The 13,791-nt window shown below is 66.9% G+C and carries 10 protein-coding genes; 4 read left to right on the top strand and 6 right to left on the bottom strand.

Annotation, left to right across the window (positions count from 1 at the left end):
* Positions 1 to 15: 15 nt before the first annotated feature.
* The 4 genes from ACZ60G_RS25445 to ACZ60G_RS25460 form a co-directional block, all read right to left on the bottom strand.
* Positions 16 to 4,323, bottom strand: coding sequence for an alpha-(1->3)-arabinofuranosyltransferase (locus ACZ60G_RS25445; RefSeq protein WP_465812961.1), 4,308 nt, complete (start codon positions 4,321 to 4,323; stop codon positions 16 to 18).
* 149 nt (positions 4,324 to 4,472) lie between these two features.
* Entirely contained in the window at positions 4,473 to 4,640 is a 168-nt protein-coding gene (locus ACZ60G_RS25450) for a DUF2613 domain-containing protein (RefSeq protein ID WP_433600102.1), read from the bottom strand.
* Between the two features lie 114 nt (positions 4,641 to 4,754).
* On the bottom strand, positions 4,755 to 5,846 hold the full coding sequence (locus ACZ60G_RS25455; protein ID WP_465812888.1) for an isochorismate synthase: 1,092 nt from the start codon (positions 5,844 to 5,846) through the stop codon (positions 4,755 to 4,757).
* A 57-nt stretch (positions 5,847 to 5,903) separates the two neighbouring features.
* Positions 5,904 to 6,383, bottom strand: a complete 480-nt coding sequence (locus tag ACZ60G_RS25460) for a universal stress protein (protein WP_465812890.1) — start codon at positions 6,381 to 6,383, stop codon at positions 5,904 to 5,906.
* Positions 6,384 to 6,532: 149 nt separating this feature from the next.
* On the opposite strand from ACZ60G_RS25460, the gene ACZ60G_RS25465 reads away from it, so the two are divergent.
* From ACZ60G_RS25465 to ACZ60G_RS25480, 4 genes are all read left to right on the top strand, one after another.
* Positions 6,533 to 7,861, top strand: coding sequence for an ADP-ribosylglycohydrolase family protein (locus ACZ60G_RS25465; protein ID WP_465812892.1), 1,329 nt, complete (start codon positions 6,533 to 6,535; stop codon positions 7,859 to 7,861).
* 37 nt (positions 7,862 to 7,898) lie between these two features.
* Positions 7,899 to 9,059 carry a glycoside hydrolase family 3 N-terminal domain-containing protein gene (locus ACZ60G_RS25470; protein WP_465812894.1) on the top strand — a complete coding sequence of 387 codons (1,161 nt, stop codon included), beginning with the start codon at positions 7,899 to 7,901 and terminating at the stop codon, positions 9,057 to 9,059.
* A 251-nt stretch (positions 9,060 to 9,310) separates the two neighbouring features.
* Complete coding sequence (locus ACZ60G_RS25475; RefSeq protein WP_062992537.1) at positions 9,311 to 9,910, top strand: TetR/AcrR family transcriptional regulator; 600 nt, start codon at positions 9,311 to 9,313, stop codon at positions 9,908 to 9,910.
* A 308-nt stretch (positions 9,911 to 10,218) separates the two neighbouring features.
* A complete protein-coding gene (locus tag ACZ60G_RS25480; protein WP_465812896.1) occupies positions 10,219 to 11,427 on the top strand; it encodes a DUF5685 family protein in 1,209 nt (402 codons plus the stop codon).
* Between the two features lie 59 nt (positions 11,428 to 11,486).
* Here the strand turns inward: ACZ60G_RS25480 and ACZ60G_RS25485 are convergent, their stop codons facing one another.
* Positions 11,487 to 12,353: a MaoC/PaaZ C-terminal domain-containing protein gene (locus ACZ60G_RS25485; RefSeq protein WP_465812963.1), complete on the bottom strand. Its 867-nt coding sequence runs from the start codon at positions 12,351 to 12,353 to the stop codon at positions 11,487 to 11,489.
* The gene (locus tag ACZ60G_RS25490; RefSeq protein ID WP_433625458.1) at positions 12,353 to 13,711 is read right to left on the bottom strand and encodes a 3-oxoacyl-ACP reductase; all 1,359 of its coding nucleotides are present in this window, start codon (positions 13,709 to 13,711) and stop codon (positions 12,353 to 12,355) included. The genes ACZ60G_RS25485 and ACZ60G_RS25490 overlap by 1 nt, the downstream gene beginning before the upstream one ends.
* Positions 13,712 to 13,791: the final 80 nt, after the last annotated feature.

Raw genomic sequence — 13,791 nt, forward strand, 5'->3', positions numbered from 1 at the left:
TTCGAGGCTATTCCCTCAACGATGTTCACGTCGGGCGGGCAGCGCGGCGATGCCGACGGCGATCACGGCGAGCAGTGCGGGAACTTGCACCCACAGCGAGCCACCCATGTATCCGCCTGCGGCGCGCCATGGTCCGGTGGACAGGGCTGCCGCCGCGGTGGCGGTGCCGAGGCCCGCGACGGCGGTGAGGACTTTCGGCGTCACCCGTGCGGAGAACCGGGTGGCGGCGAGCGCGACCACGGTCAGAGCGGTGCCGACCGGTCCGGCGATGACTGTTGCGACGGCAGCGATTCCGAGCGCGCCGAGAACGCGATTGCCCCAGGTGGTCGGGGGCGACGCGCCGTCGGCGGTTTGATCGGCTGCGTGCACGTCGGAGTCGGCACGGCCGCGCTTACCAGGCGGATTTCGAGTGGCGTCTGTGCCCGCGGGTGAATTCGTCCCCGGGCCAACGGTTGCCGGGATCCGGCGCTTGCGGGGGATGGCGATCAGGATGAGCGGGATGAGCAGCAGCAGGCCGCCGAAGATGCTGAGGCGGTACCAGCGGTCGTTGGGGAATGAGACGGTGATGGGATTCGAGTAGTCGTCCGGGAGCAGCCAGCCTTGCTGCCAGCCGTTGACCACGACCGGCTCGAGTTCTTTGCCGTCGGCGGTGCGCGCCTGCCAACCGACATTGGTGCTGAGCGGCAGGACGAGAAGCTGTCCCGACTTCGTAGCCGGCGTTGCCGCGGGGGCGAAATCGGTGCGGTTCAGGCGAAGTCGGTCGACGAAGAAAAGATCCGTCGGCGCGACCGTCACATCAGCTCGCCCTGCCGCCACCGGGATCGTGTCGGTGGATCCGCTGTTGGCCGCATCGGTTGGACCGGGGCGGGCATTCCCGGTGTCCGCCAACTCGGGCGGAAGTTCCGAATCCGCACATACGCGAGCGGGAACCGGTGCACCAGAGCGCAATTCATCAGCGGTCGCGGTGACGGAGGTATGCACGAAACGTCCACCGAGCGCAATCGTCGGCCCCTGCGCACACGGGACGGTGATCAGCCGATCCCCCGGGGCGGGCGCGGGGTAATCGGGACCGAGTACCGCTACCTCGGCGAGACCTGGCGGCTGCGTCTGGGCGAACCCGAGGGCGGTCCGGTCGAGAACCGGCTTCCAGGTCTGAATGCTCAGTTCGATGCGATCGGTCACGGTGGGCTGCAATGAGACTCGGGTCGCTTCGCCCGGCTCGATCTCGCGAACCTGTGGGCCGTTGCCGAGATTTACGACTATCGAAAGCGGTGCGGCGGGCAGTTCGCCGAGCGACGGTGTCACGTCCAACCCTGTCACCAGCGCGGGTTCGGGCAATTCCAGTGTGAGTGTCGGTTTGCCGCCCGCCAGATTCCGCACCGAATCCTCCGGCGCGGTCCAACTCGTGCGCGGATCCCCATCGGTCGCCGCGAAGGCGGAACCACGGAGGTCGCCGACGTCTGCCTTACCTCGGGCGACGGGATGCGTGTTGTCGGTGAGCAGCGCCTCGAGCGCCGGGCCCTGTCGAGTCCGCACGGTCAACTGCGGCGTCACACTCACCGGTTCCGGTACCGACAGCGTGCGTTCGAAGGTGCCGGGTTCCTCCGGTGCCAGGGCGAGTCCCTTGCTGCACCGCACCCGGTCCGGCGCATCGAAACACGCACTGCGCCCGGGAAATTCCTGACCGAGATCCCAGGTCCGCACCTGCGCGCCCGCCGGGGTGGGCGGCAGCACGGTCCGATGCCGAATATCGACCCGCACCGGCGAACTCCGGTCGGTGTAGTCGTCCAGAGTCAGCTCGCTGATTCCGAATTGCCCACCGCGCGTTCCGTCCTCGGTGCGGATGGCGGTGATGGTGAGCCAGTCCGTCTTGCCCACAGGCAGCGAAATCGACACCGGCATGCCAGGTTCGGGAATCCGCGCGGACACACTTCCGTTCGCGGTCCGCACCTCGACCCACTTCACCGGATCGCCGATCGCGGCCGCGCTGGTGGTCAACTGCAGCAACCCGGAGCTGATCGGATGGTCGAGATCGAGCCGAAGCCATTGTCCCAGTGCGTGTTCGGCGCCATTGCTGATCCACGCGGTCGACGGATCGCCATCGACAACCGCGGCCGTCGAACTGCCGGGCGCGGAGCCGCCCAACTGGGTGGCGTCGGCGGCGGAACTCGATGCGGTGACCGTCGCACCCGACCATTCCCCGCGCACCAATTCCGCACCGGGAACGGGATAGTCGGGCACAAGGTTGTGCGTGCGGCGCGCATCGTCGGGAGCGCGCAGCGCCGAATTGTGATTGTCGACCCGACCGAAGTCGGCCTCCCGGTTCATCGGCGTATCCGTCACCGTCAACGGGCCGATCGGCAATCCGGCGGCCGCCGCATCGGATGCGAGAAGTGTCGGCGCGGGTCCGGGATCGCGACGCAACCGTTCGAGCACTTCTGGCCCGCCCTGAACTGTCCCGACCGAGGTCATGGGCACCGTGTAGGCACCGGGGAATGATGTCGGCGCGCCTGTGCCGCTCTGGATCTCGATCGGAGTGCCCGCAGGCGATGCCTCGACGCGATAGATCTCGACCGCCCGATACGCGGGGCGCAGATCACCATCGGCGACCAGACCATCGGGTCTGACAGTTTCGATCGGGTTGCCGAATTCGGCCACCTTGTGCAACCCCGGCGACCCGTCGATCGCCTGATGCGCCAGCATCGGCCGGGTCGAACGTGACGTATCCGGATCGAGATCGTTGCGCAACACCAGAATTCCGATGCCCTGCTCGGCCAGCGTCGCGGCGAGACCGGTCGACGGCCTGCCGTCGGCGATCAACCGCTGCACCGAATCCATGGCACGGATGGTGCCCGGCGGATTCAGCGGCACCGCATCCCGGATAGCCCACGGCGTACTCGCGAGTGCCTGCAGCGGTTCGTCGCGGGTGAGGCCCCACACCTGACTGCCGAAGGGTGCGCCGGGCACAACCAGCGCTCGGGTATCGGAGGCATTGTGGGACAGCCACTGCGCCGTCTGCTTCCAGTACCCGGGCACTTCGTCATAGGCGCCGCGCGGTGCGAGCTTCGCGGTCCAGGCCAATGAGGTGGACAGCGCGAGCGCAGTGAGGATCAAGGCCGCGACGGCGACCGACCTATCGCGTTCGGGATGGGCGAAGGCGCTGCGCCACACCGGCATCGGGACGGACGCGGGCAGCGGCACCTTGCTCAACATATGAGCGAGACCGAGCACCAACGGAATTCGGATCAGCGGTTCCAGCTTGTGCACGTTGCGCAGCGGCGCGCCGCCGGCATCCAGGAATACCCGCACCGAGTCCGCGAACGGTCCGCTCAACTCACCGACAAATCCGGCACAGATCCCGACCAGCCCGACCAGCAGAATCAGCGCGAGCCGCCCGCGATACGGCATGGACCGCATCGCCAATCCGGCCATACCCGCCGCCGCGAGCAGTCCGGTGGCCAGCACCGCGGCGGGCTGGGTCACCAGCACCGCGCCCGCGATCCGCTCCGGCGATACGAACGGCGTCCAACTGTCGGTGCCGCGCAGCACTTCACCGAGCGAGGCCCACTGCGTGGTCACCCCGGACGATTCGATGTAGTCCAGGAACGGCGGACTCACCTTGCCGAGCAACAGCAACGGCACCGCCCACCAGAATGTGGCCAGCACCAGCAGCGGAATCCAGGCCCGGGTGAACCGCCACCACTTCCGGTTCGGTCGATACGACGCCCACCACAGCAGCGCGGGCAGAAATGCGGCGACCGTCGCCACCGCATTGACCGCACCCATCAATGCCAAGGCCAGCGCACTACCGGCGGGCGAGGCCGCACCGCCGCGCCGGCTCCGATAGGCACTGCCCAGGGCGGCGGGCGCGAGCAGCACCCACGGCGCGAGCACCATCGGCAGCGTCTCCGAGGAGATCGAACCGAGCGTGGTCAGCACCCGCGGTGACAATGCGAATGCGGCCGCCGCCACGATCCGCGAGCCGCGTGAGCCGATGCCGAGCGCTTCGCAGAGCCGCACGATGCCCCAGAATCCGGCGAGCAGCAGCAATGCCCACCAGATCCGCTGCGTCACCCAGGCGGGCAGACCGAGTAAATGTCCGGCCGAGAAGAACGCGCCGTGGGGGAAGAAATATCCGTAGGCCTGGTTCTGCACCTGCCCCATCGGGGCCTGACTGCTCCACAGGTGGGCGGCGCGTTCGAGGAAACCCAGCGGATTCTGCGCCAAGTCGTATTTGGTGTCGGCGACCGTCAGGCCGGGCGCCTGGAGAAAGGTGAGCAGGAACGCCGCGACCACGGTCCCGGCGAACCAGCCTCTGCCCAGCGGGGCGCTGTCGTGTTGACGCGCCGCGCCGGAAGTACCGAACGAATCGGAAACTGAACCGGAGAGCTGTGTTGAATCTGCGGCGCTCACCGGCCCTCCGTGGTTACGCGGGCTGCCGCCTACGGGCCTATCGCCCGCACCGCGGGGGATCAGCGGCTGCCGTACTCAACGTTGTTGAGTAGCGAGGAGGTGGAGTCGGAACGCTCGATATCGGGCCGCGTGTTCTGCTGCACTGCCATCGTGATGACGAACACCCCGATCACGCCCAACACGGCGCCCGCGACCGCACTCGCAACACCAGGGACAGCAAACTTCATCGCGGCACTCCAATACATCGATGCAGGCATATTCTCGGCCAACCTAGCAGGGCCGCGCGCGATCACCTACGTTCAGGCCACCGATAGCGGAACCGAATAGCGGGCGCGGGTCGCTCAGCTCAGGATGGCGCAGTGCAAACTGCCGAGCAGTGTGCGCAGTTTGGCGGTGGTCTCGTCCAACTCGGCGTGCGGATCCGAAGCGGCCACGATGCCGCCGCCCGCGAAGGCGCGGATCGAGCGCCCGTCGGCGGCGATTTCCGCGCTGCGAATCGCGACCACCCATTCGCCGTCGCCGTACGCATCGCACCAGCCGACCGCACCGCCGTAGAAGCCGCGTTCCTCTTCTATGTGCGCGATGGTGTCGAGGGCGAGATCGGTCGGCGTGCCACAGACGGCGGGGGTGGGATGCAAGCGGATCGCCAGGTCGAGCGCGGTCGTCGCGGGATCGCGCAGGCGACCGGTGATCGGAGTGGCCAGATGCCAGACCTCGTGGGTATTGATCAGCTGCGGGCCGTCCGGAATGGTGAGTTCCGCGCACACCGGCGCGAGCACTTCCCGAATCCACTCGATGACGAACGCATGCTCATCACGATTCTTGGTGCTGGCCAACAACTCTCGCGCCTGCGCGGCATCGTCCTCCGGATCGGCGAGGCGCGGCAACGTCCCCGCGAGCGGATGCAGCGTGACGGTCGTGCCGTGCCGTGCGACCAGCACCTCCGGGGTGGCGCCGACCAGCGTCGCACCCGGCCGGCCCGCGGCCGTCAGGTCGACCGCGAAAACATTCGCATGCGGATGCCTGGTCAGCAGATGCCCCGCGACCAGCTCCGGTTCCAGCGCGCTATCGGCTTCGGCCAGCACCGATCGAGCGGCCACGACCTTGCGCAACGGCTGCGCCGGATCGTTCAGCTGCTCGACCAGTTTCGTCACCCGCGCGACATGCTCTGCCGGACTCGGTATTTCGGTGATGACCCGAACGGCGGGCAGGTCAGGCAGTGCCGCGGGCCGCCACGGCCCGACCGTGCGCTGTGCCTGCTCGGGCACGCAAAGCGCGGCCGAATTCCGGGGATCGAACGGCAGGGCGCCGACGATCAGCTCGGCGGTCCCGTCCCGCAACGCCGCCACCGCCCGCGCCGCCTCGTCGAAGGTGACCCGGGTCCCCGACGCGCGGATCACCCCACCGGGCTGAGCGAGCAAGAAACCGTTCATGATCCCTCGACCCTAACCCCGCAAACCCGGAGCAGAGCCACCCGAGCGATCCAAATCTCAGCGACGCGGTTCCTTACCCGGCGGCACCATGAGCACCGGACGGTGGCAATGCTTGAGTACGGCGTCGGCGACGCTGCTGTGCATCAGTGCTCGAATACCGGTGGCGCCGCGCGTTCCTGCCACGATGATGTCGACGTCCAGGTCGTCGGCGGTTTCGACGATGGCGTTCCAGATCGTCGACGTGCACTCCGCCGTGCGCGCCTCGGCATTGAGACCGGCGAGTTTGGCCAGGCGGACGCCCTCGATATTGATATTGCGGGCGTCGACATAGGCGACGTCCTCGATCTCCTCTTCGGGCACCCATTCCGGCTGCATCACACCGGAGAGTCCGGACAGCCGAGCGGCCTGGCGCACCATCGGTTCCCAGGCGGTGAGCACCACCGCTCTGTTCGCGGCGAGGAACCGGCCCGCGTATTCGACGGCCCGCTTGGCATTTTCGGAACCGTCATAGGCAATGAGCATGAGATCGCACGGCACGATGACCTCCAGGTTGGAGTCATATGGCTACGCCACAACATTACTCCGGACAACCCCGACACGAGGTATTGGCGCGCGCGGATAATCTGCTGCGGGAACGGATTGAACGGCGAAAAAAACCGACTGGGCTACACGGACCAGGAGCGGATATGCCCGATGCAAACGAACTGGTGTTCTTCGGCAGGCACGAGATCGATCCGCGGACCCTGCTGTTCTACGAATGGCGGCAGCGGCTCGAATCGGGCTATCCGGTGGCCGAGTTCGAGTCCGAGGTGCGCGCGCTGGTCGCCGCCGATCATGTCGAACCGGCCGAATGCTGGGCGATTTTCGATCGACTCGAAAGCACCGAACGCGATCCCGGCTGGGGTTATGACGAATCCGAAACTGCGGCACCGCAGTCGGTAATCCGGCCGGTCGCGCCGATACCCGAGCTGTTCGAGCGGATCCACGGCGGTTGGCTCGGGCGCTGCGTCGGCTGCACGCTCGGCAAGCCGCTGGAAAACGGATTCGTCTGGACGCCCGCGCGAATCCGTGCCTATCTCGAGCGGGCCGACGCATATCCGCTGACCGGCTATGTGCCCGCATTATTGCCGCCGTCGCCAGAATATCCGTTGAATCCGACGTGGCCGGTATCGGCTAAGGGCCGCATCGACGGTGCACCGCGCGATGACGATGTCGATTACACCGTGCTGGGATTGCACCTATTGGAAACATGCGGAACGAATTTCACACAATCCGATGTCGCGGATGCCTGGTTGGAACATCTGCCATTTCTGCAGACCTACACCGCGGAGCGGGTCGCTTACCGCAATCTGATTGCGGGTCGGAAACCGCCGGAGGTGGCCCGGTATCGGAATCCATACCGCGAGTGGATAGGTGCGATGATCCGCGCGGATATCTACGGTTACGTCAACCCGGGTAACCCGGCGCGCGCCGCCGAACTCGCCGCCCGCGATGCCGGGCTTTCACATACCGGCAACGGCGTGTACGCGGCGATGTGGGCTGCCGCATTGGTAGCTGCGGCTTTCACTGCCGAAGACATACTGGATGCGCTTTCGATTGCCCAGCAATGCATTCCGGACCGTTCGAGGTTGCACGTCGCGGTCGCCGAAGTGATCGCGGACCATGACAGCGCCATGTCATGGGAGCAGGCTCTCGAGGCCATTCACCGCCGCCACGATCACTACAACTGGGTGCACGCCATTCCGAACGCCTGCCTCGTCACCGCCGGTTTACTCTGGGGCGCAGGCGATTTCACCCGCACGATCGCGCTGACCGTGCAAGGCGGCTGTGATACCGACTCCAACGGCGCGACGGCGGGTTCGGTCGCCGGAATCCGCGCCGGTGACCGCGGAATCCCGGCCCACTGGACCGATCCGTTCCACGACCGACTGCACAGCGCGGTCTTCGGCCACGACGGCAGCCGAATCTCCGACCTGGCCCGCCGGACGCTGCGACTGGCCGCTAGCCATACCTGAGTCGGACCGTCCGGAGCACGCCGATTACCGTGGACTTATGCGGAAGACGCCTCTCGTTCTGCTCGCAATCCTCGCCGCCGTCGCGACGGCGTGCTCGAACGGCGACTCCAGCCCCGCGCCGTCGAAATCCGCGATTCCCGCCGTGACGGCCGGTTCCGCGGCTCCCGCCGCCACCACCGCCAAAGGTGACTGCGGTGCCGACTTCCTCGCGAAACTCACCCTGCGCGAGAAACTGGGGCAACTGCTGACGGTCGGTGTAACCGGTGCCGACGACGCCACGAATGTGGTGCGCAATTCGCAGGTCGGTGGCATTTTCGTCGGCGGCTGGACCGATAAGTCGCTGCTGGCCGACGGCCTGATCAAACAGGTCAAAGCCGCCGCCAAGGTGCCGCTGATGGTGACCATCGATGAGGAGGGTGGCCGGGTCTCCCGGGCCAAGGACCTGATCGGCGCCGCCCCATCGGCCCGGGTGACCGCCCAGACCATGACCGCCGAGCAGTTCCACGACGCCACCGTGACCCGCGGCCGCGCACTGAAGGATCTGGGCGTCACGGTGGACTTCGCCCCGGACGTCGATGTGAGCAGCCAGCCGGACGACTCCGTCATCGGTGACCGGTCCTTCTCCGACGATCCCGCGGTGGTCACCGAATACGCCGGCGCCTACATCCGCGCCATGAACGAGGTCGGCGTCGGCACGGTGATCAAGCACTTCCCGGGCCACGGCTCCGGATCGGGCGATTCGCACACCGGTGCCGTCCGCACCCCGCCGTTGACGCAGTTGCAGAATGTCGACCTGGTGCCGTTCCGCAATCTGGTCGACTCCGGCGCCGCCGCCATGGTCGGCCACCTCGACGTACCCGGCCTGACCACCCCCGATGTCCCCGCCAGCATCAGCCCGGAGGCCATGGCGCTGCTGCGCGACGGCACCGGCTACGGCGCGGCACCGTTCCAGGGTCCGATCTTCACCGACGACCTCGGCGGCATGGCCGCCATCACCAGCCGGATGAGCATCGAGGACGCGGTCGAGGCGGCGCTGATCGCCGGTGCCGACAATGCCCTCTGGATCACGACCGATGCGGTGCCGCAGGTGCTGGACCGTCTCGAGCAGGCGGTATCGAGTGGCCGCCTGTCCGCCGAGCGGGTCGACGCATCGGTGTTGCGGATGGCTCGATACAAGGGCGCGCTGCAGTCCTGCTGACGGTTGACGCTTCTAGGGACCTGCAAGCAGTCGCTAGTGGCTCTCGTATGTTGTACAGCCGCCTTGTCGCCATACACCCGTAGTATTCCTCTGCTGGACAGCTGAACAGCTGCGCCTGCGAATCCAAGGACATCGCGGTCCGAAGGATGGGAGCCGAGTGCCGATAGTTCGCCGAACTTACGAACGCGCAATCCGACCCACCGAACTTACCTTGGAGTAATATAAGAGTTTCACCATGTGGTAGGAGAGTGATGGCGGGCGGAACGAAGCGACTTCCTCGGGCGGTTCGTGAGCAGCAGATGCTCGACGCCGCGGTCGAGGTTTTCTCGCGTAAGGGGTTCCACGACACCTCGATGGACGCGATCGCCGCCGAGGCAAAAATCTCCAAGCCGATGCTGTACCTCTACTACGGCTCCAAGGATGAATTGTTCCGCGCCTGCATCCAGCGCGAGGGGTTGCGCTTCATCGAATCGGTGGCACCGGCGGGCAATCCGCAACTGTCCCCACATGAACAAGTGCGCACGGCGCTCGAGGGTTTCCTCGGATTCGTCGACCGCAACCGCAACTCCTGGCAGGTGCTCTACCGCCAGGCGATCGGCCAGCAAGCCTTCGCCTCGGAAATCGAAAACGCCCGCGAACGCGTCATCGAACTGACCGCCAAACTGCTCGAATCCAGCGCCAAGCACGCCGAACCCGGCACCAACTTCGATGTTGTCGCCGTGGCCGTCATCGGCGCGGGCGAGGCCATCGCCGACCGCGTAGCCAGCGGCCGCATCGAGGTTTCCGAGGCGGTCGACCTCTTGGACGACCTCGCCTGGCGCGGCCTAGCAGGCCGCAAAAAGGCGGAATAGCCCCTCCTGGTCGCCAGCCGCGTCGAGGGTAGTCGAATGGTTGCTCAACGCACCGAACCCAACCACCATCTGACTACCCTCGGCAATGAACGCTCGAGCAGGTAACCACGGGACGGCAAACCGTCCAGGACAGCCCGACCCCGGGATGTCGGTGCAGGACAACAGGACCCACCGTGGCAACCCGGATCAGGCTGCGGCAGCTGACAAGCACCGCCCGGCTTGCGGCGGCGTTTGCGGACTGCCAGAGTGCGGGAGATCAAGAGAGTGGACCGGCGTAGTGGTCGGGGAACGGGGCGGAATTGTTCGGGATGTTGCGGCCGTGTTCGCATGGGGCCGAGAAGTACGGGATCGATGCGAGCACGTGGCGGGCACATATGTGTGGGCTGTGTCTGGGGCTGCGGGATGGGCACGGGCAGTTGGCGCGGGCGGCGACCAATACCGATGCGATCGTCCTGAGCGTGCTGACCGAGGCGCAGATGTCCGGCTCGATCGGACGGACGACGGCGGGGCCGTGTGCGCTGCGCGGAATGCGTCGCGCCGAGGTGGCGAGTGCGGATTCGCCGGGCGTACTGCTGGCTGCCACCGCGTCACTATTGCTGGGATCGGCCAAGATTCGCGATCACGTCGACGACGGTGACGGTTCCGTCCTCACCCGGCGTCCGATGACGAAGGTATCGAGCCGCTGGGCCGACCGCGCGCGCTCGCAGGCGTCCCTGATCGGCCTCGATGTGGAACCGCTTGTCGCCGCGATCAATTCGCAGTCACACCTGGAAGCCCTCGCCTCGGTGGGTGCCAACCGCTGCACCGGCCCCGCAGCGGGCACGTCGGAAAATGCGTCTCGCACAATCTCTCTCGACGAGCTGACCGCACCGACGCAGATCTGCGCGGCAGGATTCTTCGCGCACACTGCGGTGCTGGCCGACCGCCCCGATAACGTCGCCGCTTTGCATGAGGCGGGCAGGCATTTCGGCCGGATAGCGCATCTCGCAGATGCCGTCGCGGACTTCGACGACGACCGGACCCGCGGCCGCTTCAACCCGCTCGCCGCCACCGGAACCACCATGCCCGAGTCATACGACCTGCTGCGGCAATCGGATTCGCACCTGCGCGAGGCCGTCGCGGAGGCGAAACTGGACCAGGTCCCGACCATCCGCTGGATGCTGCTCGACCCGCTGCACGCCCTGGTGCGCAAGGTCGGCCGCGGCCTCGGCGCAACCGCCCACGCCTGCAGCACATCTCGGCACACCGCGACGATGCAGTACCCGATGCCGCCGGGAACGGGATTCGAGAAGCCGCCGCGTCGCCCCGGGATCGGCGAGGCGCTGGCATTGGTCCTCGGCGTCTACTGCACCGGCTACGCCTGCTGCGCCGACCACACCAACCCGTGCAACGGCAAGCGCAAGGACGCCTGGATCAAGAACTGCGACTGCGGCGATTGCTGTGACTGCGGGGATTGCAGCTGTAACTGCTGTGACTGTGACGGCTGCTGCTGCGACGGTTGCGGCTGCGACTGCTGAAACTCGGCCCGGAAACAGCGAAGCCGCACTCCGAACCAGGAGTGCGGCTTCGACCGAGGTCAGCGCAGGGTGGCCGTCAGGTGCGGATACCCCTTCTTCGGGTTCAGCATTGCCAGGTCCCAACCGCCGTCGACCTGATCGGCGTACACATTCACCGTGGACGGCAGCAGGATCGGCTTGCCGAATTTGACCGCGTAGCCGGCCTTTTCGGGAATCCGCCCCTCCACATTCGAGAGGATGTTCGCGGCCGACCACATGCCGTGCGCGATCGCCTTCGGGAAGCCGAATGCCTTGGCGCCCAATGCGGAAGTGTGGATCGGATTGTGGTCACCGGAGGCGGCCGCGTAGCGGGTGATCGTCTTCTGATCCACCCGAACGGTGCGCATCGGCGGCGGCGGAACCTCTTCCGGCTTCGGCTCACCCTTCGGCTCACCCGAAAGCGAGGTGCGCTGCTGGTGCAGGAACGTGGTGACCTGACGCCACACCACTTCCCGGCCGACATTCACCTCGGTGATCGCATCCACTAGCAGCCCCTTCGGGTGCTCGCGCAGATTCTCGATGTGTGTGGTGAAGTCCAGCGGTTCGCTCACCGAGATCTCGCGACTGCGTTCGATCAGATTCTGCGCGTGCACCGCACCCACCGCGACGAACGGAAAGTCCCGTGCCACAACGAGTTGCATCGCCAGCGGGAAGCTGAGGATGAACGGGTAGGTCAGCGGCAGCGAGTCGCCGAACCGCAGTCCGGTCGCCCGGCAGTACGCGGCCAGGTGATCCGGATCCACGCGCAGGCCCTCCAGCCGGACGACGCGGTCGGGCAGCGTCGCTTTGCGCCCCGAGACCAGCGGCACCGGCACCGCACCGAGCGCGGCCTTGACGAAAAGGCCGCTGTTCTTGGGAGGTTCGGTGAGCGTGATCGTCTCGGTCATCATGCTCCGATCAGGCTCTGACCGCAGACCCGAACCACATTGCCGCTCACCGCATTCGACGCCGGGCTGGCGAAGTAGGCGATGGTCTCGGCGACGTCGATGGTCTGTCCGCCCTGCAGCAGCGAGCTCATCAGCCGACCGGCCTCACGGGTGGCCAGCGGAATGGCCGCGGTCATGGCGGTTTCGATGAAGCCGGGCGCGACGGCGTTGATGGTGATGCCCTTCTCCGCCAGCTTCGGCGCCTCGGCGTTGACCATGCCGATGACACCTGCCTTGGACGCGCCGTAGTTGGTCTGGCCGCGGTTACCGGCGATGCCCGCGATGGAGGACACGTCGATCACCCGGCCGCCCTCCTTCAGCGCGCCACGCGCCACCAGGCCCTCGGTGATGCGGTGCGGTGCGGCGAGATTCACGTTGATGACCGACTTCCAGCGGCCCTCGTCCATATTGGCGAGCAGCTTGTCGCGGGTGATACCGGCGTTGTGGACGACGATATCGATGCCGCCGAAGCGTTCGGTGGCGAATTCGGCCAGCTTCTCGGCGGCATCGGGTGCCGTGACATCGAGTGCGAGCGCGGTGCCGCCGACTTTGTTGGCGGTGGCCGAGAGGGCCTCACCGGCGGCCGGGATATCGGCGACGATCACGGTCGCGCCGTCACGGGCGAAAACTTCGGCGATGGTCGCGCCGATGCCGCGCGCGGCGCCGGTGACCACGGCGACCTTGCCGTCGAGCGGCTTGTCCCAGGCGGCCGGGGCCACAGAATCGGCCGAGCCGACCCGGATGACCTGACCGTCGACGAAGGCGGACTTGGCCGAAAGCAGAAAGCGCAGTGTGGATTCCAGACCGGATGCGGTGGCGGATGCCTCCGGGTGCAGGTAGACCAGCTGGGCGGTGGCGCCGCGCAGCAGCTCCTTGGCGACGCTGCGGGTGAAGCCTTCGAGTGCGCGCTGGGCGATCTGCTCGTCCACGCCCGCGGTCAGCTCGGGGGTGGTGCCGATGACGACGATGCGCCCGGACGCCGCGACGCTGCGCATGGCGGGCTGGAAGAATTCGAACAGCTGCGAGAGATCTTCGACCGTGCCGATTCCGGTCGCGTCGAATACCAGCGCGCCGTACTTCTGACCCGAGGCGGGCGCGTCGGCGAAGGTGTAGTCCGAGAGCAGCGTACGCACCGGTTCGGCAACGCGGCCCTTGCCGCCGAGCAGCACCGGACCGGGCAACGGCGGCTCACCGGCCTGGTAGCGGCGCAGGTTCTGCGGCTGTGGCAGGCCCAACTTGCTCGCCAGGAATTGGCCGGGAGCGGAGTGTACGAACGATCCGTAGAGGTTGGGAGCACCCTTGCTCTTGCTGGCTGCCACTGTTTCTCCCTTTTCTCGTGTGTCGTGGTTTCGGCCCGCCGGTGGCTGCGTTGCCGGATGGTCTGCATGCCCAGGCGCGA

It is taken from the genome of Nocardia sp. NPDC102475 (assembly GCF_055584605.1).